Source organism: Corynebacterium sp. MSK039 (genome assembly GCF_030232315.1).
Classification (GTDB): domain Bacteria; phylum Actinomycetota; class Actinomycetes; order Mycobacteriales; family Mycobacteriaceae; genus Corynebacterium.
This window is the reverse complement of the sequence record NZ_JASPJL010000005.1, coordinates 52,795-75,806: the sequence shown is the minus strand read 5'-3', so window position 1 is coordinate 75,806 and position 23,012 is coordinate 52,795. Positions and strand designations below refer to the sequence as shown.

Below are 23,012 nucleotides of genomic sequence, written 5' to 3'. Positions count from 1 at the left end.
AGTATCGATCATGAGCAATAAGAGCGAAGGCCTATTCACCGATAGCGATAGCTTTAACCCTCATGTCAACGCTATCCCGCTGTCCGACGTGGACACCCGCCCGAAGGGGCAGGGGAGCATCGGCGACCTGGTGAAGGACGCCACCGCACAAGCCTCCTCCCTCATCCGCTCCGAGGTGGAGCTCGCAAAGACCGAGATCGCACAGTCCGGCAAGAAGGTCGGCCTGGGCGTGGGCCTGTTCGCCGCGGCCGGCGTGATCATCGCCTACTCCTCCTTCTTCCTCTTCCTCGCCCTGGCGTGGCTGCTGGATCACTTCATGCCGCGCTCCCTGGCCTTCCTCGTGGTCTTCCTGATCATGGCTGTGCTCACCGCGATCCTGGCGCTGGTCGGCGTGAAGCAGCTCAAGGGCGCGAAGAAGCCGGAGAAGACCATCGACTCCCTGGGCGAGCTCAAGCAGCTGACCCCGGATAAGGAGCGCTACACCGAGGGCAACTCCGTGGCCACCAAGGAGCCGGGCCTGTTCACCTAGGCCCCACACGCGTAGCCTCCCGTGAGCACCCCCTCCCCGCACACCCCGCAGCACACGTTCGTGCATTCGCGGGGTGTGCGTTTGCATGTGCTGCTGCAGGGCCCGGTCAAGCCCGAGGGCTCCACCGAGCGGAACCCGCTGGTGCTGTTCATCCACGGCTTCGGCGGCGGTTACTTCGACTTCGAACCACTCTTCGCCCAGCTGGAGGGCGCCCCGCTGCGCCTGGCGGCCGTGGATCTTCGGGGTTACGGCCGCTCGGATAAGACGCCCCGCGGCTATGACCTGACGACCGCCGCCTCCGACATGGCCGGCGTGATCCGCCGCCTGGGCTACAGCAGCGCGCACGTCGTGGGCCACGGCTACGGCGGGCTCGTCGCCTGGACGATGGCCGCCCACGAGCCAGAGCGCATCGACCGGCTGATCACACTCTCCTCCGCCCACCCCACCGAGCAGGCGAAGTTCCTATTCTCCCGCCCGCTACAGCGCTGGCGGCACACGCGGGGCACCCTGTTTGCGCAGCTCCCCCGCCTCCCGGAACGCGCCTTGACCAAGGACGGCGCCGCCACGGCCGAGAAGATCTTCCGCACCGGCGTGGCACCGGGCTTCCGCGACACCCCCATCTACCGCGAGTTCGCCATCAAGCGCCGCGAAGCGATGCAGGTGGATAAGGTCGCACACCTGGCCAGCGAATACCGCCGCTGGGCGTTCCGCTCCCGGTTCCGCCCCGAGGGTCGGATCTTCGACCGCACGATCCCGCGCCGCATCGAGGCCCAGGTGTTGGCGATCGACGGGTCGATGGATCCGAACTACTCCCCCGATCTCGCAGCCCGCTCACTGGAGCGCGGCGCAGCGGGCTCCCGAGCGGAGCTGATCTACGGCGTCGGCCACTACCCGCACATCGAGGACCCCGTCACCGTCGCAGAACTGCTCCGCGCCGAGCTTCTCGCCACCGACTAACCGCGCGGCTCAGCAACACTTAAGCAACTACTCCTTAGTCCGCCACGCAGCTGCGCGTGTCCACCGGCGAGCTCCACCGGGCGGTATCGCCCACTCGCTCCAGCACTTCCTTCTTCGTCAGCGCATAACCGGTGTCCGCCTCATTCGAGTCCGCGCCGAAGATCAGGCCCAGCACCTCCCCATTCGGGGCGACCAGCGGCCCACCGGAGTTGCCCTGCACGATCTTGCCGCGCAGCGAATACGCCTCGCGCTCGACCCGCTGGTCAGCGTAGATATTGGGTCCCGCGATCCGCATCTGCTCACGCACCCGCACCGGGGCCGCCTTGAAGGGCCCACCCAGCGGGTAGCCCAGCGCGATGGCGTCGTCCCCGGAGACGGCGGGACTCTCCGCCCAGCGCAACGGCTGCAGCGGCAGCTCCCCGGTGGCCCGCAGCAGCGCGATATCGTGCTCCGGGTCGTAGAAGACCACGTCCGTGTCCACCGGCCCGTTGACCGTGGACAGGGTGACCTTATTCGTCCCCGCGACGACGTGCGCGTTCGTCATCACCACGCCCGGTTCGATGACGAATCCGGTGCCCTGCTGCATCCGGCTGCACTGTTCCGCAACACCCTCGACCTTGACGACGGACGGCCCGATGGCGGCGACGTCCGGAAGGTCCTGCAGTGCGGGGTCCGGCGGCTGGACCTCGCGCTTCGTGACGGAGGCGAAGGGGTCGGTGACCGCGGGGATCTCGCTGCGGTTGATCAGGGCGTTGATGCGAGCAGGCAGGGTGCGCATCCAGTTGGGCGCGACCTCGCCGATGGTGGCGATGATGTGAGAATCCTGCGCCTCGCGGGCGATGCGGGAGTCCTGGCTGCTGAGCACGGGCACCGCGATCATCCACATCACCACCATGGCGGTGACGACGGCGACCAAGGAGCCCACGGCGGAATCTGCCCGGTAGAGCTGGCGCGTGCGGATGTTGTCGCGGATTCGCTGCCCGATGCCGGAACCCAGGAGGTAACCGATCACCACGCAGGCAGCGAGGGTGAGCAGCGCAATGACCAGGCGGGAGCCTTCCGTGCCCTCATCCTGGATAAGCCGGACAACCGGCCCCACGGCCTGCAGCCCCAGATAGCCACCGATCAGCACGCCCGCCAGGCTCAGCAGCGCGGCCACCCCGCCTTGCCGCAGCCCGGAGAAAAAGGCGGCGAGGCCGCAGATCACGAGCGCGATATCAACGATCATGGGTGGGGTTTCTACTCTCCTGTGTCCTTCTTACCCTCGGCAACGAAGTGCGCGCGCAGGGCGCGAGATTCGCCGTTACGGGATTGTTCCAGGGTACGGAAAAGATCGAATTGGGTCTCCTCGTCCCAATCCTCGTGCCAGCCCGCGAGGCGCAGCAGGGCGTCGAGCACCCCGGCGGTGAAGCCCCACAGCACCATCCCGGAGACGTCGAAGGCGGGCCCTGACCAGCCAGCAAAGCCCAGCTTGAAGCGGTAATCCGGGTGGACGAGCTCGCGGATGGCCACGGGCTGGACCCAGTCGTTTTCCACGGTGGCGGGGTGGACGGGCGAGAACTCCCGCCAGTAGGCGATCACCGGCACGACCGCGAAGTTCGTGCGGTCGATGTACACCGGGTCCATCACGGCCACGGGCTCCACGCCCTCGGGGTTGAGGCCGGTCTCCTCGACGGCCTCCCGGACGGCGGTGTCGATCGGGGTGGCGTCCTGGGATTCCCACCCGCCGCCGGGGAAGGCCATCTGCCCGGAGTGGTTGCGCATGTCCACCCCGCGGTGGGTCAGGACGACGGTGGCGTCCTCCGGGAAGGGGTGGATCGCGGTGGGTCGGTAGTCGGGGTCCCCGCCGAGCAGGATCAGCACGGCGGAGTAGCGCGGCGGCACGCCATCCTCGTTGGCCTCCGGGACGTGGCGCGCGGGGTCGTTGAGTGCTGCGTGCACGCTGCCGCTGCGCGCGGCGGTGGCCAGCCTGGTGAGCCATTCGGGCAGGTCAGCGGCAAGTGGCGGTTGGGTGGTGATGGCGGCGCGCCAGTCTTCGAAGGGATAGGGCATGGTGTTAATTCTGCCCGCTCAGGGCGGCGTGCACAGCGGCTTCGAGTTCCTCGTAGTCGCGGAACACTTGGGGGTACATCTGCGCGCGGGTGCCGTCGGCCCGGTAAACCACCGTGATGGGGACGACCTTCGGAAGGCTGGTTGCGGTATCGAAGCGGTGGCTGCGGTCGGAGTAGACGGGCATGGTCGTGACGTTCAGCTCGTCCAGGAAGTCCGCCCCGGCCTGGGACTTCTTGTCCAGGTGGATGCCGGCGACATTCCACTCCGGGTGCTGCTTGGCGAGCTTGTCGAAGTGGGGGAGCTCGCGGCGGCAGGGCTCGCACCACCAGGCCCAGATGTTAATGATCGTGGGCTTGCCGGCCAGGGCCGCGCCGAGGTCGGCGGTCTCGTTTTTGCCGCTGGTGAGGCAGGGCAGCTCGATGCCGGCGAGCTCCGAGTCCGGGGCGGGCTGGGTAGCGCCTTCCGGGGCGGGGCAGCTGCGGGGGTTTGTGATGCTGACGGGCTGCTCGGGGCCTGGGTCCGCGTCGCCGTCCGCGCCGCGGTCTGACTCGCCTGGGTGGCCGGGCGCCGAGCCGGCGCCACCCACCATGCCCGGTTCGGCTTGCTGCTGTTGCTGAGATTGAGCGCCGGGCTGATCATCACCGCCGCTCATCACGCCTGCCACTAGTGGAATCGCCGCGACAAGCAGGCCGATAACGATGGCGAGAACAAGCAGGAGGACACGCGGGCGCGACGCGCCTGCCTCCTCCCCGGAACCGCGGGCGACGTCGACGTCCTCGCGAGTCGCGGTGACCTCCTCGGGGCCGCCGTGGCCTGACGCAGCGGCGTCGCCTGGCGCAGCGGCGTTGGGATGGGAGCCGGGAGGGGTGGTGGCCATGGCGTTAATCCTCTCCGAATCCGGCCAGGGCGAGCAGGTGTTCGCGGTCTGGCGAGGTGATGCCGGCCATCGCTTCCTCCGGGTCGGGCGTGCCCGCCAACCCGAAACTGGGGCACTGCCAGGCCAAGAAGCAGGCGCCACAGGCCGGCTTGCGGGAGTGGCAGACGCGGCGGCCGTGGAAGATCACCCGGTGGCTGAACATGGTCCACTCCTTGGGCTCGATGAGCTCCATGAGTTCCCGCTCCACCTTGACCGGGTCCTCCTGCTCGGTGAGCTTCCAGCGGCGCACGAGGCGGCCCAGGTGGGTGTCCACGGTGATGCCTGGCACGCCGAAAGCATTGCCGAGCACAACGTTCGCAGTCTTGCGCCCCACCCCCGGCAGGGCGACGAGCTCCTCGAGGGTGCGGGGAACCTCACCGCCGTGCTTCTCAGCGATGGCGGTGCCGAGACCGATGAGGGAACGGGTCTTGGCCTGGTAAAAACCGGTCGGTCGGATGACCTCAGCGAGCTCCTCGGGATCCGCAGCGGCGTAGTCAGCCGCGGTGGGATATAACGAAAATAGGATCGGCGTCACACTGTTGACCCGCACATCGGTACACTGTGCAGATAGGACTGTTGCTACGAGAAGCTCCAGTGGCGTCGAAAAGTCGAGTTCCGCATGAGCATCGGGATAGCCGACCGCAAGGGTGCGGTTGAGTTTCCTCGCTCGGCGCTTGAGCGCAAGCGGGGTTTCCACATGCGAAGGATCTGCGGCGCGATGGTTGCCAGGTTTTGGCAAGCGAGGCGCTGAGGTTTTCGGCATGGCTACTACTGTAGTGTGAGTCCGGTTAAACGTCGTCAAGTGGGAGTGTAAGGAACAGATGGCAGAGAACACCGAGATTCTGTCCCGCGCTGGAATCTTTCAAGGGGTAGACCCCGAAGCCGTGCAGGCTCTGGTTGAGCAGCTGGAGACCGTCGACTTCCCGCGCGGAACCACGATCTTCGAGGAGGGCGAGCAGGGCGACACCCTGTACATCATCACCTCCGGCAAGGTGAAGCTGGCGCGTCACTCCGCCGACGGACGTGAGAACCTGCTGACCGTCATGGGCCCTTCGGACATGTTCGGTGAACTCTCGATCTTCGATCCGGGCCCGCGCACCTCCTCGGCAGTGTGCGTCACGAAGGTCTCCGCTGGTGTGATGACCTCCCAGATGCTGCACGACTGGATTGCCGAGCACCCGGGCATCACGGAGCAGCTGCTTCGCGTGCTGGCGCGCCGCCTGCGCCGGACGAATAACAGCCTGGCCGACATGATCTTCACGGATGTTCCGGGGCGCGTGGCCAAGTCGCTGCTGCAGCTGGCCAACCGTTTCGGTATCCAGGAAAACGGCATGCTGCGCGTGCACCACGACCTGACCCAGGAGGAGATCGCCCAGTTGGTGGGCGCCTCCCGCGAGACGGTGAACAAGGCGCTGGCGGAGTTCGCCCAGCGTGGCTGGATCCGCTTGGAGGGTAAGTCGGTTCTCATCGCGGACGCCGAGCGCCTCGCACGTCGCGCGCGCTAACCGGAATATAAAAAAGACCAGCCCATGGCTGGTCACCCCGCATGAATGCCTAGCGAGTTTTCCACTCGCTAGGCATTGCCGTTTTTACTGCTGCTTCTTCAGGTAGTCGATCGTCACGCGGGTGGACTGTGCAGCGGCATCGCGCAGCACCGGGTCCACGTCCGTGTAGATCTCGTCGACAACATCCATGACGTCAGCATCCTCGCCGAGCTTGGCCAGGGCCTCCCGGACCTGTTCGAGGCGGTGCTCACGGCGCTCGATGTAGCGCTCGGCGAGCTCGCTGGTGTCCTCGCGGTCCGGACCGTGGCCCGGCAGCAGCGGTACGCCAGCGCCGCGGCGCTTCAGTTCCTTGAGGGACTCGATGTAGAGGCCGAGGTCGCCGTCGGTCTCGGAGATCATGGTGGTGTGGCGGCCAGCGATGGTATCGCCGGTGAGGATGGCCTCCACGTCCGAGTCGTCGGAGCCACCCTTGGAGTGGATGAGGAAGCACACGGAGTCGGAGGTGTGCCCCGGGGTGTGCATGACCTCGATCGTCGGGGTGAGCCCCTCGATGCGGATGATCTCGCCATCCTTCAGCGGCTCAGCGGCGATGCAGTTGTGCTCGTCGAAGGCGCGCACCGGGGCGCCGGAGAGCTGACGGAAGCGCTGGGCACCGTTGGAGTGGTCGTTATGACGGTGCGTGAGGAGCACGAGGCCGATGGTGGCCTGCGGGCCGTCCTCGTCGCTGGTGCCGGCGCCGATGCTCTCCCCCACGGCCTTGCTGTGCAGGACGTTGAGGTGTCCCTCGTCCTGCGGGCCCGGATCGATGACGACCGAGACCGGGTCGCCCGGACCGCGAACTACCCAAGAGTTCGTGCCTTCGAGCGCTGCATAGCTGGGGTTTGGCGCCAACACCACACCGACATTCTCGGTGACCGGGCGAAGCTGACTGTACGCGGGATGTTGCATAACTCTAATTCTACGAAAACTCGCGGCTAAAGGCCTATTGACGTACCTGAACGATGATGTCGACCTCCACTGGGGAGCCCAATGGCAGCTCTGCGACACCGACGGCGGCACGGGCGTGCTGGCCAGCGTCGCCGAAAATCTCACCGAGGATGTCGCTCGCTCCGTTAACGACGCCAGGCTGGCCGCCGAAGCCGGTGGCGGAGGCGACGTAGCCCGTGACCTTCACGATGCGTTCGATGTTCTCCAGGCCGACCTCTGCGGCGGCGGCCGCCACGGCGTTGAGCACGGCGATACGAGCCAGCTCGTAGGCCTCTTCCGGGCTGACCTGGGCTCCCGTGTGGGTGCCGATCTCGCCAACGAGGCCGAGCTTCGGCAACTCACCGTTGACGAAAGGCAGCTGGCCGGAGGTGTAGACAACGTCGCCGCAACGAACGGCGGGGACATAAGACGCGACGGCGGCCGCGACGGGCGGCAGCTCGATGCCGAGCTCGTCGAGCCGGGCTGGAACCTGAGACTTCTCGGCCATTTTTAGTCCAGCTCCCGCTTCATGTAGGCGACGTGCTGCTCGCCGGTCGGACCTGGCAGGACGGAGACGAGCTCCCAACCATCCTGGCCCCAGTTATCGAGGATCTGCTTGGTCGCGTGGGTGAGCAGTGGCACGGTGACATATTCCCATTTCTTCATGTCCTCGAGCATAGCGATCGCGCGCGAGTTATGGAGTAGATGAGCTGGGGGTTACAGACAGAAAAATCCCCGGCCGGGGAGGTTTGAAAACCTCTCCCGCCGGGGGAGCTGCAGGCACATCGGTTAGCGTCCAGCTACTGCGAAATTATGGACGGGCCGGGTGTGGCCCTATGAGAGGGGCTTAGGCCTGCCCCTCGGCCTCACGCTGCGCGGCAGCAGCCTCGAGCTGGCCAGCGAAGAAGTCGGCCCAGTCGGTGACATCCGGGCGGCGACGCAGCAGGGCGCGACGCTGACGCTCCGTCATGCCACCCCAGACACCGAACTCCACCTTGTTATCGAGGGCATCGGCGCGGCACTGCAGAACGACGGGGCAGTGACGGCAGATAGCGACAGCCTTGCGCTGCGCGGCACCCTTCACAAAGAGCTCTTCTGGGTCCACGCTGCGGCAGTGAGCGTGGGTAATCCATTCACCGCGGTTCTTGAAAGACTCGCGGGACGTCAGCTGCTTCACGGTCTGACGCACGGGCTTTGCTGCTGGTCGGGATTGGGAGCGGGATTCAGCCATTCTTCGCCTCCAAGCTGGATCTAACGTTCTTCGTTGCGATGTTCTTTGGGGAACTGATGTGCTTGCTCTTTCCTCAGCGATCAACAGGATGTGTTGCATAGCCTGCTGAAGCATTGCCCAGAATGTTACGGGGGTCACATTTTGGATGTCTAATGCGTCACAACGCCGGGGGTGCTTAAGTGAGGAAAAACTTTTCATAGGCCGCGCACCGTTAGCACGACTCGCGCAAACAGCCTCGCCAGGACGTGGAAGCACACTCTGCACATGACATGAAATTAGATCGCAACCGGTTTATGCACGTCAGGACAGAGTTTTCTTTAAATACCTTTAAAATGTGATGCGTCCCACATTTTCTGCCGGGCTTGCCCGCACGTGATAAATGTCCCCCGAAAACCTGGCAAATATCGGCGAATATTTGTTTGCTCAAAACTAGTCCTAGCGGGGGTAGTAAGCTCCCCCCGCCGCACAAACCCCAGCCGCACCTTGCCATCCCACAGCTCAGCCACGGTCGCTTTAGGCGCAATGAGGGTGTCCGGTACGTCGACTAATGTGTGTCGCGTGGAGAAGAACAACGAGCAAAACACGGCAGCCCCCGACCGCGCCCGGCCCAGGCCGGCCCTTCAGCTGATCGGCGCGACACTGGGTATCGCCATGCTCCTTGCCCTGGGAATGCTCCCCTTCGTCGGCCTCGGCGGAGCGGTAGTGAACTCCTCCGCGAACACGATGAACGCCAACTTCGCGGATATCGAGACCAACAAGTCCCTCCCGCAGGCCAGCACCGTCCTGGACCGCGAGGGCAACACCATCGCCTGGATCTACGACCAACGGCGCTTCGACGTCCCGGCGGACAAGATCTCCACCGCGATGAAGGAATCCATCGTCGCCATCGAGGACCGGCGCTTCTATGAACACAACGGGGTGGACCTGCGTGGCTCGGCCCGCGCGCTAGCCGCCAACCTCTCCAGCGGCGGGGTGGCTGAAGGAGCTTCCACCCTCAATCAGCAGTACATCAAGAACTACCTGTGGTTGATCAGCGCCAAGAACGACAACGAGCGCGCCGCCGCCACCGAGACCAGCCTGGCCCGCAAGCTGCGGGAAATGAAGCTCGCGGGCGATCTCGATGAGCGCTTCTCCAAGGACGAGATCCTCACCCGCTACCTCAACCTCATCTCCTTCGGCCGCGGCGCCTACGGGGTCGAGGCCGCCGCACGCACCTACTTCGACCACTCCGCCGAGAAGCTGACGGACGCCGAGGCCGCGCTCCTGGCTGGGGTCGTCCAGTCCACCTCCGCGTTGGACCCGTGGGATAACCCGGACGCCGCGCTAACCCGCCGCAACCAGGTGCTCCAGGCGCGCGCCGATAACGGTTCCCTCACCCAAGCACAGGCCGATAGCGCGGCCGCCGAGCCGCTGGGAATCGCGGAGAAGCCAGCTGGTGAACCCAATGGCTGCCTCGCGGCCGGGAATGATGGTTTCTTCTGCGACTACGCCCTGAAGTGGCTTGCAGAGAAGGGCTTCGACCACGAAAAGATTGCCCGCGGCGGCTACACCATCACCACCACCCTGGATCCGGCCGCACAGCAGCACGCCGTGCAATCCGCCCAGAGCAATGTGGCCCCCGGCCAGCCCGGGGTGTCTGAAGCCTTGAGCTTCATCGCACCGACTGAGGACTCCCACGAGGTCATCGCCATGGCGTCCTCCCGGAAATACGGGCTGGACCAGGAGAAGCACGAGACTGTCCTGCCGCTGCCGCACTCCCTGCAGGGGCACGGCGCGGGCTCCGTATTCAAGATCTTCGCCGCCGCTGCCGCCATCGAGAAGGGCATGGGGCTGGAGACCAAGCTGGACGTCCCACCGCGGGTGGAGGTCGATGGCCTCGGCAACGGTGGTGCCTCCGGCTGCCCGCCGGGCAAGTACTGCGTCGAAAATGTGGGCCCCTATAAGCCTTCGATGACGTTGAAGGAGGCGCTGGCAACCTCCCCGAACACGCCCTTCATCTCGATGCTGCAGGATGTGGGCCTGGAGCGCACGGTCGACTTGGCCGTGAAACTGGGTCTGCGCAGCTACGCGAAGGAGGGCACCTCCGGGGATAAGTCCATCGCGCAGCGTATTAAGGAGGAGCAGACCGGCTCCTTCGTGCTCGGCCCCACCCCGGTGGACCCACTGGAGCTGACGAATGTCGGCGCCACGCTCGCGGACCAGGGCCGCTGGTGCGAGCCCTCCCCCATCTCCTCGGTGACGGATGCCTCGGGGAAGAAGGTGGACATCCCCCGCAAGGATTGCGAGAAGGTACTCAACCCGGCCGTCGCCAATGCGCTGGCCAATGGCATGGCGGGCGACGTATCGAATGGCACCGCCGCGGATGCCGCCCGCGCCACCGGCTGGAGCGGTCCGATCTCCGCGAAGACCGGCACCACCGAGACCAGCAACTCCGCAGCATTCCTGGGATTCACCCAGAACGTCGCCGGCAGCAGCTATATCTTCAACGACTCCGGCACCGCCTCGAGCCTGTGCACCTCGCCGGTTCGCCAGTGTGGCTCCGGCAACCTCTACGGCGGCAACGAGCCCGCCCGGAGCTTCTTCACCGCCGCCGGCCCCATTGCGAACTCCTACGGCGGCAAGAAGCTGCCGCCCGTGCGGCAGAAGCAAAAGAAGGGCACCGGCGAGCTCGCCGACGGTGGGGCGGCAGCCGCCCGGCGCTAGCCGGGGTTGGTCCGGAGCTGATCCGGAGCTGGTCCCGGGGCATGACGTTCACCCAGGGACCGAGCGATGCTGGGAGACGGCCGGCTAGAGCGGGCGGGATATCCAGCCCCGACGCACGGTGGATAGACTTAAACCCGTGTTGAAGCGCAAGACCTCGAAGTTCCGTGCCCGCCTGCCCCGACTGCCGTGGGTAGCGGGGAAGCCGAACGCCCCGCTGGGGGTTGGCGTCCTGAAGAAAAAGGCAGGGAACGGCAACCGCACCGCACCCCGCCTGATCGGGGCAATCGGCGCTGGGGTGGCGGGACTCGCCGCGGCGGGGGTCGGCGTGCTGCTCGCAGCGAACCGCGAGATTCGGCAGTTCGAGCTGAAGGAAGTCACCGTCCCGCTGCTGGAGCCGGGCACGCTGCCCTCTCACTGGGATTCACTGCGCATCCTGCATGTCTCTGACCTGCACATGCTTGCAGGTCAGCGGCTGAAGCAGTCGTGGGTCGCGGGCCTCATCGAGCTCGACCCGGACCTGGTGGTGAACACGGGCGATAACCTCGGCGAGCACGAGGCAGTGCCGGGCGTGCTGCGCGCACTGGACCCGCTGTTCGAGCGCCCGGGCGTGTTCGTGTTCGGCAGCAATGACTACTTCGCGCCGAAGCCGGTGAACCCGTTCATCTACCTGCTGGGCAAGAAGCGCAAGCCATCGCGCGTGCAGTTGCCGTGGCGCGGGATGCGTGCGGCCTTCATCGAGCACGGTTGGCAGGACGCCACCCACGCCCGCCTGGAGTTCCCGCTGGAGACCGATGCGCCGGTGGGAAGCGGGGAACCAAAGATGATCCGGCTCGCGGTCACGGGTGTGGACGACCCACACCACGACCTGGCGGATTACTCGCAGGTGGCGGGCGCGCCGAATGCGGATGCGGACTTGAGCATCGGGCTATCGCACTCCCCTGAGCCGGCGGTGCTGGATCAATTCGCGGCCGATGGTTACCAGCTGGTGCTTTCCGGGCATACTCACGGCGGGCAGTTGTGCCTGCCGGGAAGCCGGGCGATCGTCACGAATTGCGGCATCGACCGGTCCCGCGCGCAGGGGCTGTCCCGGTGGACGGAGCGGACGTGGCTACACGTGACGAACGGCCTGGGGAACTCGAAGTACGTGCCCTTCCGGATTTTCTGCCGCCCATCCGCGACTCTGATCCACGTGGTGGAACGGGAGGACTAGCGGGTACGACCTGCGTTCTTAGCCCTTAACCCCACCCCAGTTTTTCTCTTCCGGGGATCACCCGTTATAGTAAGGAACCGTTGCGGAGATCTTCCGACCGGATCAACCGGCAGGAAAACCCTCGCAGCCTATGACCGGGATATGGCGCAGTTTGGTAGCGCACCTCGTTCGGGACGAGGGGGTCGCAGGTTCAAATCCTGTTATCCCGACCACGTGATTGAAGCCCTGGCCTTTCGGCCGGGGCTTCCTTCGTATCTGCTGCTCAAGCACCAGTCACCGCAATTCGCTCCGCAGACTACGGCAGACTGCAGTACCACCCACCTTTGCGCGATCTGGCATGGATCTGGCACGTGCCTGGCACGGCGATGAGGTCAGACCAGGCCGCCGCCAGACCCGTAGACTTGGCGCACCTCGACATCACCCTGTTGCCCATGTGGCGAGTGTGACAAAAGTGCCAAAAGGGGCCTCGTGTTGGATCTCACAACCTGGCTGATAGACTGAGAAAGTCGCATAACTGCTATCCGCATCACATTGTGACGCTCGAGCCCCCGGGTTTATCCGCACAGAGCGCCGTCACCACGAGTCGCACCGCGGAAAGCATCCGGCGCCCGCGCGCCACAACCGCCACCGGACAACGCAGGTCTGTGCGTTAGACCTTTGCACGCCGCGCCTCCAGGGTCCGCGACCAGCAGCCGCTGGCTGCGGGTCCCCCGGGGCCGCACACCGAGTCCTTAGTTGGGGTGTTTTTAGCACGTGGCTCTGCTTGCGATCCCAGCCACCGTTGCGGTGGCCCTCGTTTTAGTTCCACTGCTGGTCAAAGTTCTCGACCGAAACGCGGGCTGGCCACTAGCAATCACCTTCGTCGCGCTGGCGGGGTACGTCCTCAAGCACGCGCGCGTCCCGATGGAGGGCGGTGCACACCGCTGGTCAGCGACCTGGATTGAAGGTGCGCTACCCGCCACCTCCGCACACCCCGATGGCGGGGACATCACCTTCGGGCTGACAATGGACGCGCTCAGCCTCTTCTTCACGCTGCTCGCGCTGCTCATCGGCGCAGTGGTGTTCATCTACTCCACGCGCTACCTGCACCCGGGCGAGAAGATCCTCAGCTTCTACCTGCTGATGACCGCCTTCATGCTCGCGGTGCTGCTGCTCGTGCTGGCTAGCGACGTCGCCCTGCTGTTCATCGGCTGGGAACTGGTCTCGCTGGCCTCCTTCTTCCTCATCGCCCGCTCCGGCAGCTCGGGCCAGGCCGGTTCCACCCGAACCCTGATCCTGACCTTCGTGGGAGGCCTGTTCCTCATCGCCGCGCTGGGCATCATGGTCGGCGTCACCGGCTCCACCCAGTTGGCCGATATCCTCGCGAACCCGAGCTGGGGCAATAACGCGGTGCTCACTGGCGTGACCGCCGTGCTGATCGCGATGGCGGGCTTCTCCAAGGCCGCGCAGATCCCCTTCCACTTCTGGCTGCCCGAGGCCATGGCCGCGGACACCCCGGTCTCCGCGTTCCTGCACGCCGCAGCGGTCGTCAAGGCTGGTGTCTACCTGCTGCTGCGCTTCTCGGGAATCTTCCAGGGAACAATGATCTGGCACTACACGCTGATCATCATCGGCATGGTCACCGCTCTCATGGCCGCCTTGTTCGCCATGCAGAAGACGGACCTGAAGAAGCTCACCGCGTACTCCACGGTCTCCCAGCTGGGCTGGATCGTGGCCACCATCGGCGTGGGCACCCCCTTCGCCATCACCGCGGCGATCGTGCACACCGCGGCGCACGCTCTCTTCAAGTCCTCCCTGTTCATGCTGGTCGGCGTGGTCGACCACCAGGCAGGCTCCCGCGATACCCGACGCCTGGGCTCGCTGTGGCGCCGCATGCCCTTCACCTTCTGGTCCGCGGTCGTCGCCGCCGGCTCCATGGCTGCGATCCCCCCGACCCTGGGATTTGTTTCCAAGGAGGGCATGCTTACCGCCTTCCAGGAGGCACCGTTCTCCCAGGCCGGTGTCTGGGTGCTGCTGGCGGTCGCTGGCATCGGCGCCCTGGCGACGTTCATGTACTCCGCCCGCTATGTCTTCGGCGCCTTCGTCGACGGCAAGACGGACGAGTCCGAGACCCGCGAGGCCCCGGTCAGTCTCTGGCTGCCCGCCGCCCTGCCGGGTCTGCTCTCCCTGCCTGCCGTGTTCTTCCTGGCCTGGCCGGAAAGCTGGCTGGATAACATCGCCGTGGCCACCGGCGTGGGTGAGGCGCAGACCCACCTGACGATGTGGCACGGCGTCAACGCCCCACTCGTGATCTCCGTGATCGTGATGGTGCTGGGTGTGATCGGCATCTTCCAGCGCAAGGCCATCTTCCGCTGGTTCCAGCACCAGCCGCTCGGCCCCTACACCGGCGCGGAGATCATCCACCTGGTCACGGAGTGGATGATCCGCTTCGGCCGCGTGGTCGCCGCCCCGGCCAACTCCATGGCCGCCAACCGCCACGTGTTCTGGATCCTGGCGATGTTCATCACCCTGGGGCTGTTCAGCCTGATCGGACCGGGCCGCCTGCACGGCCTCGGCGATCTGCCGGCCCGCATGGAGGGCGCGGACCGCGTCACCGACCTGATCGGCCTGCTCATCATCGGCGCGGCACTCACCGCCCTGCTCGGCACCCGTTCGCGCCTGGCCTCCGTCGTGCTCGTCGGCATGGTCGGCGTGGGTGTCTCCTTCATGATGCTCACCCTCGGCGCCCCGGATGTCGCCCAGACGAACCTGCTCGTCGAGCTGTGCGTGACCGTCATCATGATGCTGGTGGTCCGCCACCAGCCACGCCTCTACCTGCGCGAGGGCGAGAACCGCGCCCGCTTCGCCACCATGATCGCCACGGTCGTTGGCCTGGTGACCTTCTTCGGCGTCTGGCTGCTGCAGAGCCGTCACCCGCGCCCGGAGCTGGCGGAGTGGTACCTGGAGAACACCCCGGACGCCACCGGCGCGGACAACGTCGTCGCCGCGATCCTCGTGGAATTCCGTGGCTACGATACGTTGGGCGAGCTGATCGTCCTCGGCATGGCGGGCATCGTCATCGCAGCGATCATCTCCTCCATGCCACGCTCCCCGAAGCCAGGTTACGGCCCGGGCTCGACCTCCGAGGCGTTCCGCGCACCGGGTCAGACCCGCTTCCCGGACGTCCACAAGGTCCCGGAGCTCGCGCCGTTCTACTCCAAGAACCTGCGCTCCACCCACCTGAACTCGATCCTGCCGCGCATGACGCTGTACCCGCTGATCCCGATCGTGGTCATCCTTTCGCTGATCACCTTCTGGCGTGGTCACAACGCCCCGGGCGGTGGCTTCCTCGCAGCCCTCGTCGCAGCCTGTGGCCTGTTCTTCTGGTACCTGGCGCAGTCCCGCGCCCGGAAGCTGGGTTCCGACAACCTGGGCTACACGCTCATCGGCATCGGCATGCTGCTGGCCCTGTGCACCGGCCTGCTGGGCTTCCTGCAGGGCTCCTACCTGGCGCCGCTGCACGGCACGTTCCTGGGCCAGCACCTGACGACCTCGCTGCTCTTCGACGGCGGCATCTACTTCGCCGTCTTCGGGCTCATCGTCGTGGTCATCAACCAGCTCGGCGGCCGCGACCGCCCGGGCAACCAGTACGCCCGGGCCAACCAGGAGCGCTACATCCCGGCCAAGACGCACCCGGCCTCCGCACAGCAGGCCAGCGAGTCGGCGAAGCGCACGGTGGCCGAGGCCTTCAGCCAGTCCCCCGTCGCGGTGCGCATCGGTGGCTCCAATATCGTGCTCAACCCCTCCGAGGTCAGCCGCGCCGCCCGCGAGGCGGAAGCCCGGCACCGCTCGGAGCGTGAGTCCGCAAAGCGGCCCGCCGGCTCCGTGAGCCCCCTCCCGGAGGCCCGGCCGGCAGATGCCGCGGAACACGCTGCCGAGTTTGGGAAGAGCGGCGTCGTTAAGGCAAAGGACGCAGCCCCCGCCCACCGGGAGGAAACCGACGCGGAGTTCAAGGCCCGCAAACGCCGAGAACGGCGGCTCACCGGCCACGACGCATTCGACCGAGAACTCGACGAACTGCGCAGCAAACGAGGCCAAGTAAACCCAGCACCCCAGGAAAAGAAGCGGAGAGGAGACGACCAGTGATTCTTGCAGCAATCATCGCAATCCTCGTCGGTGGCGGTGTCTACCTCATCCTCCAGCGAGGCATGCTCCGCCAGATTCTGGGGCTGTCCCTGATCAGCCACGGCGTGAACCTCATGATCCTCGGTGCCGGCGTGCCGGTGTGGCGCAGTGAACCGCTGATGAACCGCACGAGCGCCGCCGAGGCCGGCGACCCGCTCCCCCAGGCCTTCGTGCTGACGGCCATCGTGATCTCCATGGCGGCGACGGCCGTCATGCTCGCGCTGGCTGCCGTGGGGCGGGACGACGACACCGCCTCTGCGGAGGATCCGGAGCGCGCCGCACGCACGTTCCGCGGGCTGTCCACCCTCTCGCGGCACACGGACACCGAGCAGGTGGCAAAGGAGGCCGAACAGGCGGCGGCTACGAAGCACACCCCACAGGCAGACACGCTGGGTGCGCCCTACGGTAAGGGTGGCCCCCACGGTGCCGGTAGCGGCGCCGGGAACAGCAAAAATAACAACAAGGAGGAGCGATAATGACGTCCCTGCTCCTTGCGGCTAACAACCCACAGTCCCCGGACGCTTTTACTGACGGGGCGGTTCTCGCCCTGTTCGTCGTGGTGCCACTCATTGCCGCCGGCCTGTGCACCTTCTTGCCCTGGGCGAAGGCCCGGAACCTGCTGGCACTGCTGGTACCGGCTTTCGGGCTGGCGACCTCCGGCTGGCTGCTGGTCCGCTTCGGCGGCGACGAGTCGGTGATCGCCGATAACGTCGGTAACTTCGTGGGCGGCGTGGCGATCCCGCTGGCCGCGGACACGCTGAGCGCCCTGATGATCTTCACCACCGCGCTGGTGGCGTTGGTGGCCAACTGGTTCGCCCTCGTCGTGGGTGAGATGCGCGCCCGCTTCTACCCCGCCCTCGTGCTGATGCTGCTGGGTGGCGCGTGGGGCGCGATCCTCACCGCGGACCTGTTCAACCTCTTCGTGTTCATCGAGGTCATGCTGATGCCGTCCTTCGGGCTGGTGGCGATGACCGGAACCTGGGGTCGTCTGGCCGCGGCCCGCACGTTCATCGTGGTGAACCTGGTGACCTCCCTGCTGCTGGTCTCCGGTGTGGTGATGACCTACGCCGTGGTCGGCACGACGAACCTCGCAGCCCTGGCTGGTGCCGCCGGTCCGCGTGGCGAGGCGGGCTTCGCCGATGGTATCCACGGCACGCAGTGGCAGCTGGTGGTCGCCCTCGGCATGGTGCTGCTGGCCCTGTCCGTCAAGGCCGGTGTCACCCCGACGCACACCTGGCTGCCGCGGGCGTACCCGTTCACCTCCCCGGCGGTGATGGCACTGTTCTCCGGCCTGCACACGAAGGTCGCGGTCTACGGCATCCTGCGCGTCTACATGACCGTCTTCGAGGGGGACGCCCGCTACGCGTGGGCGATCCTCGTCATCATGGTCCTGGGCATGTTCATCGGTGGCTTCGCGGGCCTGTCGGAGAACACGATCCGCGGGGTACTGGCCTACCAGATGGTCAACGGCATCCCGTACATGCTGATCCCGCTGGCCTTCCTCTCCGCCCGCCCGACCCTGGTGCTGGGCGCTGGACTGTTCTACATGCTGCACCACATGGTGATCGCCGCCAGCCTCATCATGGCCGGTGGCGCGATCGAGGAGACCTATGGCCACGGCAGGCTCCGCCCGCTGCACGGCCTGATGCGCCGCGACCCCTTCGTGGCGACGGTGTTCGCCGCCGGCGCGCTGGCGATCGTGGGCTTCCCACCCTTCTCCGGCCTGTGGGGCAAGCTGGCGCTGGTCTTCGGCATTGCCGAGGACGGCAGCTGGAAGGCGTGGCTGGCGATCGGCACGATCATCCTGACCTCCATCGGCGCGCTGCTGAGCATGATCTACGTGTGGCGCGAGATCTTCTGGGGCCGTCCGATGAACCGCAACGAGGCGGACCCGGATCTGCGCATCAAGCCGAAGTACGTGCTCCCGTCTGCCGCGATGGCCGTGGTCTCCGTGGTGATCTTCTTCGCCGCGGGCCCAATCTTCTCCATCACCAACCGGGCAGCGGAGGACCTCATCGACACCACCGAGTACGTCAGCACCGTTTTCGGCGCCAACCAGTCCGACGAGCTGGTGGGCGGGCCTGGCCCGATCGGGCAGGTGCTGGCCCCGGGGCCGTCCGGACTGGCGCACGTGCCGGGTGCGGATGAGCCGCAGGGCGTGTCCGAGGTTGCCCACGGCGATGCGGACACTGCCGATAACGCCACCGCCGATAATGCCGGTGGTCAGGAAGGAGCACGCTAATGAAGCCCTGGAAAGTCCCCTTCCACTGCCTGTTCTACGCGGGCTGGCTGATCGGCCAGGTGATCAAGGAGTCGATCGTGATGATGATCGACACCTTCGGCACCGGCCGCCGCATCGCCCCGGTGGTGATCTACTACCCGCTGCGGGTCCGTAAGGAACGCAATATCGCCGCCCTCGCGGCCTCCATCACCATCACCCCGGGCACGCTGGCCCTGGGTATCACGGGTCCGAAGGAGGTCGACTACGACGCGGAGCGCGGCGAGCGCTCCCTCAACGACGCTTTCGAGGTCAAGTCCAGCGAGTACGAGGTGCAGCACCGCGATACCGCGCAGCGCTACCTCGCGATCCACGCCATGTACGGCCAGGATCCGCTGGAGCTGATGGAGGGCTTCGCCGAGATGGAGGAGACGCTGGTGCCGTCGGTGAAGGGCATCAAGCAGAACTTCGACGTCGACTCCCTCGTGGAGCGGGGTCGTCCGGGACCTCGCGGTTTCCGTGGTTCCCGCGGTGGCCGTGCCTCCGACGAGACGGTCTTCGACGTGGAGAAGGTGGACTCCACCCCGCACGCCGCGGCCTACGTCGCCGCCGTCCTGAGCGAGGACTCCGAGGACGGTGCGAAGGAGGACGCCCCGAAGCACGAGGACTACGGCTTCCGCGACCCCCTGTACCCGAACAAGTACCGCGACCAGAAGAAGAAAAAGGGGAAGTAGATGGAACCCACAACGCTGCTCTACATCCTGGTCGGCATCGCCGCGGCGATCATCGTCCTTGGTTTGCTGACGGTGCTGTACCGTGCGGTGACCACCAAGAACGACGGGCGCCGCGCGGTGCTGTCCGACATGCTTTTCGCCTGCATGATCGCGCTGTTCCTGTGCTTGAGCATCTTTAACCACACGGCGATTACCTACGAGGTCGCGATGTTCGCCGGGCTGTTTTCCGCCCTGTCGACTGGTGCCGCGGCCCGCATTATCACCCGAGGGAGGCGCTAAACCATGGCTGTTTCTACCGCTGCTACCGCTGCGTCTACGAACGAGCTGCTGTTGGCTGCATCCGAGCAGGTTGAGTACCAGGAGCCGAGCTGGTTCGCGGTCGTGCTGATCGGCATCCTGGCGATCACCGGCTCCGTGTTCGTGCTGGTGTCCGCCCGCGCGATGTACCTGGCCCCAGATGCGCTGAGCCAGCTGAACATGACCGGCCCCGCAATGGGCGTGGGTATTCCGCTGCTGATCTGCGCGAACCTGGTCTTCCACTTCGCCACCGAGGGATTCGTGCTGGGCTATCTGATCCGCGCCTGCGTCGCGATCACGGCCTTCCTGGTGATCAGCTCGGTGGGTTCCTTCTTTATGGGGCGCGCGCTGCACGCCACCCACTGGGATCACACGGTGCCACTCTCCGGTGGTACCCGCCAGCCGGACGCGAAGTAGCGCCGCTGCTCCCCTCCCCCAGATAGCGCGAAGGCCGCCCAGAGGATGTCCTCCGGGCGGCCTTTCGCTGTGTGCTAGTTAGTCAGCGGCTTAGGCGACCTTGGCGACGACCTCCACATCGGTGTCGCCGCGCATCGCTTTGGAGTACGGGCAGAAGGCGTGGGCCGCCTGCACGAGCTCGTCGGCCTGCGCCTGATCCACGCCGAAGAGGGTGGCCTCGATGCGGGAGGTGATGCGGAAGCCCTCGTCGACGGAGTTCAGGGTGCACTCCACCAGGACCTCAGGGGCCTTGGAGAGGTCCACATCGTTGTCCTTCATCTGCTTCTGCAGTGCACCGTTGAAGCAGGCCGCCCAGCCGGCAGCGACGAGCTGCTCCGGGTTGGTGCCCTCGCCAGAGCCGCCGAGCTCCTTCGGCGGGCGGACGTCCAGGTCGATCTGGCGGTCCGAGGTAGCGACGTGGCCGTCGCGGCCGCCGCCGGTGGACAGTGCCTTCGCGTTGTACAGCGCCTTGCTCATCGAAAACTCCTTCGCTGGTTGCTTAACCTTGCTCTGCTGCCCGAGTGTACTTACTTGCTGGCGGTGAAGACTTCCTTCACGCGAGCGGCGAGGTTCTCGTCCACGTGGCCCCAGTAGGTGTAGCACTGCTGTTCCACCTGCTCGGAGACACCGGCCATCGCACCTGCGATGTTCTTGGCCAGGCGCTCGCGCTGCTCGTCATCCATGACCTCGCGGACGAGCTGACCGGCCTGCACGAAGTCGTCGTCCTCCGGGTGGCGGTGGTATGCGCCGAAGGTCAGGTCGCCGCCGTAGTTCTCGTCGAACAGTCCCAGCTCATCAGCCAGGCCGGTGCCGGACTCCGCGCCGCGGCCGAAGCCGTACTGGGACTCGCCGGCAGCCACGCCCTTCTGGACCACGCCGGAACCGTCGGAGGTGTCCTGGGTGCCCTCGCCGCGCTCGAAGCGGTTCGGGGAGTACACCGGGGTGTCGCGTGGCGGGAACTCATAGGCCATCGCGCCGTCCTTGGTGTTGTACCGGTTCAGGTCCTTGCGGATCGGGCGGTTGACCGGCAGCTGGGAGTTATTCGCGCCGAGGCGGTAGCGCTGGACGTCCTGGTAGGCGAAGACGCGGGCGAGCAGCATCTTGTCCGGGGAGAAGCCCACGCCCGGCACGATGTTCGACGGCGCGAAAGCGGCCTGCTCGATCTGTGCGAAGTGGTTCTCCGGGTTCTGGTTCAGCGTGAAGTGGCCGACGTCGATCAGCGGGTAGTCCTTCTGAGACCAGGTCTTGGTCAGGTCGAAGGGGTTCCAGCGGTAGTCCTTGGCCTCCTCGAAGGGCATGATCTGCACCTTGACGTCCCAGGTCGGGTAGTCGCCGCGCTCGATGGCGTCGAAGAGGTCCTGGCGGTTGTGGTCGAAGTCGCCGGAACCGACGATCTTGTTGGCCTCTTCGTCGGTGAGAGTCTTCCAGCCCTGGCGGGTCTTGAAGTGGTACTTCACCCAGAAGCGCTCACCGGAGGCGTTGATCCACTGGTAAGTGTGGGAGCCGAAGCCGTCCATGTGGCGGAAGGTGGCCGGGATGCCGCGGTCACCCATGAGGTAGGTGACCTGGTGGGCGGATTCTGGGGAGCGGGTCCAGAAGTCCCACTGCATGTCCGCAGAGCGCAGGCCATTGTTCAGGCGCTTCTGGGAGCGGATGAAGTCCGGGAATTTCACGCCGTCGCGGAGGAAGAACACCGGGGTGTTGTTGCCCACGATGTCGTAGTTGCCCTCCTGGGTGTAGAACTTCAGGCTGAAGCCACGCACGTCGCGCACGGTGTCCGGGAAGCCGAGCTCACCGGCGACCGTGGAGAAGCGGGCCAACATCGGGGTGACGCGCCCCTTCTGGAAGAGGTCTGCCTTCGTGTACTGGGAGACGTCCTCGGTGATGGTCAGCTCGCCGAACGCACCGGATCCCTTGGCGTGGACGTTGCGCTCCGGGATGCGCTCGCGGTTGAAGGACTGGTGCTTCTCCACCAACGAGACGTCGTGCAGCGCGATCGGCCCCTGGTCTCCGACGGTGGCGGAGTGCTCCTGGGTGGTGATGGGGGCACCGTTGTTTCGGGTGGCGTGACCGGTGACGGGGCACATGCCTCGGGATGCGATGTCCTTGGCGGTCAGGTTGCCAGTGTTCTTGTGGTCAGTCACGGTGGTCCTCCTTAGGGAATGTGGCTTCCATCACTCAGGTTGCCACAGTGGCGACTATGCCGCCACAGCGTTTACCTATCAATCAAGGTCTATTCAATAGGCTAAACCCTATTGAATCGGCGCGCAACCATCGCCCCCGCCTATCAAAGCCTTGACCGCCGTCCCGCCCGCATCCCGGCGCGGAGAAAAGCTTCAAAACCGCAGGCCACTGCTAGACTGGCTTTTAACATGAGCAACTTCTCCCCCTCCCCCGCTGGCCGCCACGGCCACACCGCCGAGGTCGACGCGCACGTCACCGACCTCGCGCTGCGTGCTGCCCGGGGAGACAAGGCAGCGCTCAACGAGTTCATCGCCGCCACCCACGACGACGTCTGGCGGCTGCTCGCCCACCTGGCGAACCCGGACCAGGCGGATGACCTCACCCAGGAGACTTACCTGCGCGTACTCTCCGCCCTGCCCCGCTTCGCCGCCCGCTCCACAGCCCGCACCTGGATCCTTTCCCTGGCCCGGCGCGTGTGGGTGGATAGCATCCGCCACGATATGGCCCGCCCACGCAAGTCCGCCGCCGAGTGGGAGGACGCCGCCGGCGACACCCCCGCGGCAGAGACCACGGGCGGCTCCAGCTGGGCGGAGTGGCTGGACACCCAGGACATGCTGAACTCCCTCGAAACGGACCGCCGGGAGGCGCTGATCCTCACCCAGATGCTGGGCTACACCTACGCCGAGGCCGCGAAGATCGCGAACGTACGCACCGGCACCATCCGCTCCCGTGTTGCTCGCGCCCGCGCCGACCTGGTCGATATGCAGCAGGCACAGCAGGCCCGCCAGGAACGCCAGCAGGCCGCGGCCACCGGGCCCACCCGCCAGGGGCGGCGCCTGTGGCAGGCGTAGCGCCCGAGCCTGACGTCCTAAAAATTTTGCGCGCGTACC

Annotated in this window: 22 protein-coding genes and 1 tRNA gene; 13 read left to right on the top strand and 10 right to left on the bottom strand. The window is 66.1% G+C overall.

What is annotated here, in order from left to right; all coding sequences use genetic code 11:
* The first annotated feature begins 10 nt into the window (after positions 1 to 10).
* Positions 11 to 529, top strand: coding sequence for a phage holin family protein (locus QP997_RS05410; protein WP_070760444.1), 519 nt, complete (start codon positions 11 to 13; stop codon positions 527 to 529).
* A gap of 87 nt (positions 530 to 616) precedes the next feature.
* Positions 617 to 1,486, top strand: coding sequence for an alpha/beta fold hydrolase (locus QP997_RS05405; RefSeq protein ID WP_284846512.1), 870 nt, complete (start codon positions 617 to 619; stop codon positions 1,484 to 1,486).
* Positions 1,487 to 1,520: 34 nt separating this feature from the next.
* Here the strand turns inward: QP997_RS05405 and QP997_RS05400 are convergent, their stop codons facing one another.
* The 4 genes from QP997_RS05400 to nth are packed head-to-tail and all read right to left on the bottom strand — an operon-like array spanning position 1,521 to position 5,217.
* Positions 1,521 to 2,714 (bottom strand): MarP family serine protease, encoded by a 1,194-nt coding sequence (locus QP997_RS05400; RefSeq protein ID WP_284846467.1) that lies wholly within the window; start codon positions 2,712 to 2,714, stop codon positions 1,521 to 1,523.
* 11 nt (positions 2,715 to 2,725) lie between these two features.
* Positions 2,726 to 3,538 (bottom strand): NUDIX hydrolase, encoded by an 813-nt coding sequence (locus QP997_RS05395; protein ID WP_284846466.1) that lies wholly within the window; start codon positions 3,536 to 3,538, stop codon positions 2,726 to 2,728.
* A gap of 4 nt (positions 3,539 to 3,542) precedes the next feature.
* Positions 3,543 to 4,415, bottom strand: a complete 873-nt coding sequence (locus QP997_RS05390) for a TlpA family protein disulfide reductase (RefSeq protein WP_284846465.1) — start codon at positions 4,413 to 4,415, stop codon at positions 3,543 to 3,545.
* Positions 4,416 to 4,419: 4 nt separating this feature from the next.
* On the bottom strand, positions 4,420 to 5,217 hold the full coding sequence (nth, locus tag QP997_RS05385) for an endonuclease III (protein WP_502870434.1): 798 nt from the start codon (positions 5,215 to 5,217) through the stop codon (positions 4,420 to 4,422).
* A 58-nt stretch (positions 5,218 to 5,275) separates the two neighbouring features.
* Here nth and glxR point away from each other — a divergent pair, with 58 nt between their 5' ends.
* A complete protein-coding gene (gene glxR, locus QP997_RS05380) occupies positions 5,276 to 5,959 on the top strand; it encodes a CRP-like cAMP-activated global transcriptional regulator GlxR (RefSeq protein WP_148811335.1) in 684 nt (227 codons plus the stop codon).
* Between the two features lie 84 nt (positions 5,960 to 6,043).
* Here the strand turns inward: glxR and QP997_RS05375 are convergent, their stop codons facing one another.
* From QP997_RS05375 to QP997_RS05360, 4 genes are all read right to left on the bottom strand, one after another.
* Positions 6,044 to 6,907: an MBL fold metallo-hydrolase gene (locus tag QP997_RS05375; RefSeq protein WP_148811336.1), complete on the bottom strand. Its 864-nt coding sequence runs from the start codon at positions 6,905 to 6,907 to the stop codon at positions 6,044 to 6,046.
* 34 nt (positions 6,908 to 6,941) lie between these two features.
* A complete protein-coding gene (locus QP997_RS05370) occupies positions 6,942 to 7,433 on the bottom strand; it encodes a RidA family protein (RefSeq protein ID WP_070760464.1) in 492 nt (163 codons plus the stop codon).
* A gap of 2 nt (positions 7,434 to 7,435) precedes the next feature.
* Positions 7,436 to 7,591 carry a Sp36 family protein gene (gene sp36 / locus QP997_RS05365; protein WP_095075344.1) on the bottom strand — a complete coding sequence of 52 codons (156 nt, stop codon included), beginning with the start codon at positions 7,589 to 7,591 and terminating at the stop codon, positions 7,436 to 7,438.
* 181 nt (positions 7,592 to 7,772) lie between these two features.
* The gene (locus tag QP997_RS05360) at positions 7,773 to 8,156 is read right to left on the bottom strand and encodes a WhiB family transcriptional regulator (protein WP_015382026.1); all 384 of its coding nucleotides are present in this window, start codon (positions 8,154 to 8,156) and stop codon (positions 7,773 to 7,775) included.
* A 522-nt stretch (positions 8,157 to 8,678) separates the two neighbouring features.
* Between QP997_RS05360 and QP997_RS05355 the strand changes: the two genes are divergently transcribed.
* The 9 genes from QP997_RS05355 to QP997_RS05315 all read left to right on the top strand — a co-directional run bounded on the left by QP997_RS05355 (position 8,679) and on the right by QP997_RS05315 (position 19,899).
* Positions 8,679 to 10,859 (top strand): transglycosylase domain-containing protein, encoded by a 2,181-nt coding sequence (locus tag QP997_RS05355; RefSeq protein WP_284780935.1) that lies wholly within the window; start codon positions 8,679 to 8,681, stop codon positions 10,857 to 10,859.
* Between the two features lie 271 nt (positions 10,860 to 11,130).
* Complete coding sequence (locus tag QP997_RS05350; protein ID WP_502870435.1) at positions 11,131 to 12,069, top strand: metallophosphoesterase; 939 nt, start codon at positions 11,131 to 11,133, stop codon at positions 12,067 to 12,069.
* A gap of 135 nt (positions 12,070 to 12,204) precedes the next feature.
* A tRNA-Pro gene (locus tag QP997_RS05345) sits at positions 12,205 to 12,281 on the top strand.
* A gap of 541 nt (positions 12,282 to 12,822) precedes the next feature.
* Positions 12,823 to 16,194, top strand: a complete 3,372-nt coding sequence (locus QP997_RS05340) for a DUF4040 family protein (protein WP_284846463.1) — start codon at positions 12,823 to 12,825, stop codon at positions 16,192 to 16,194.
* Complete coding sequence (locus QP997_RS05335; RefSeq protein ID WP_284846462.1) at positions 16,191 to 16,709, top strand: cation:proton antiporter subunit C; 519 nt, start codon at positions 16,191 to 16,193, stop codon at positions 16,707 to 16,709. The genes QP997_RS05340 and QP997_RS05335 overlap by 4 nt, the downstream gene beginning before the upstream one ends.
* Positions 16,709 to 18,475, top strand: coding sequence for a monovalent cation/H+ antiporter subunit D family protein (locus tag QP997_RS05330; protein ID WP_284846461.1), 1,767 nt, complete (start codon positions 16,709 to 16,711; stop codon positions 18,473 to 18,475). Before QP997_RS05335 ends, QP997_RS05330 begins: the two co-directional genes overlap by 1 nt.
* Positions 18,475 to 19,185, top strand: coding sequence for a Na+/H+ antiporter subunit E (locus tag QP997_RS05325; protein WP_148811343.1), 711 nt, complete (start codon positions 18,475 to 18,477; stop codon positions 19,183 to 19,185). Before QP997_RS05330 ends, QP997_RS05325 begins: the two co-directional genes overlap by 1 nt.
* Positions 19,186 to 19,464, top strand: coding sequence for a cation:proton antiporter (locus tag QP997_RS05320; protein WP_070759227.1), 279 nt, complete (start codon positions 19,186 to 19,188; stop codon positions 19,462 to 19,464).
* Between the two features lie 3 nt (positions 19,465 to 19,467).
* Entirely contained in the window at positions 19,468 to 19,899 is a 432-nt protein-coding gene (locus QP997_RS05315) for a Na+/H+ antiporter subunit G (RefSeq protein WP_070759225.1), read from the top strand.
* Between the two features lie 90 nt (positions 19,900 to 19,989).
* On the opposite strand, the gene QP997_RS05310 is transcribed toward QP997_RS05315, so the two are convergent.
* Positions 19,990 to 20,415, bottom strand: coding sequence for an organic hydroperoxide resistance protein (locus QP997_RS05310; RefSeq protein ID WP_015382035.1), 426 nt, complete (start codon positions 20,413 to 20,415; stop codon positions 19,990 to 19,992).
* A gap of 50 nt (positions 20,416 to 20,465) precedes the next feature.
* Entirely contained in the window at positions 20,466 to 22,025 is a 1,560-nt protein-coding gene (locus QP997_RS05305) for a catalase (protein WP_284846510.1), read from the bottom strand.
* Positions 22,026 to 22,310: 285 nt separating this feature from the next.
* Between QP997_RS05305 and QP997_RS05300 the strand changes: the two genes are divergently transcribed.
* Positions 22,311 to 22,973: an RNA polymerase sigma factor gene (locus tag QP997_RS05300; RefSeq protein ID WP_284846460.1), complete on the top strand. Its 663-nt coding sequence runs from the start codon at positions 22,311 to 22,313 to the stop codon at positions 22,971 to 22,973.
* The last annotated feature ends 39 nt before the right edge of the window (positions 22,974 to 23,012 follow it).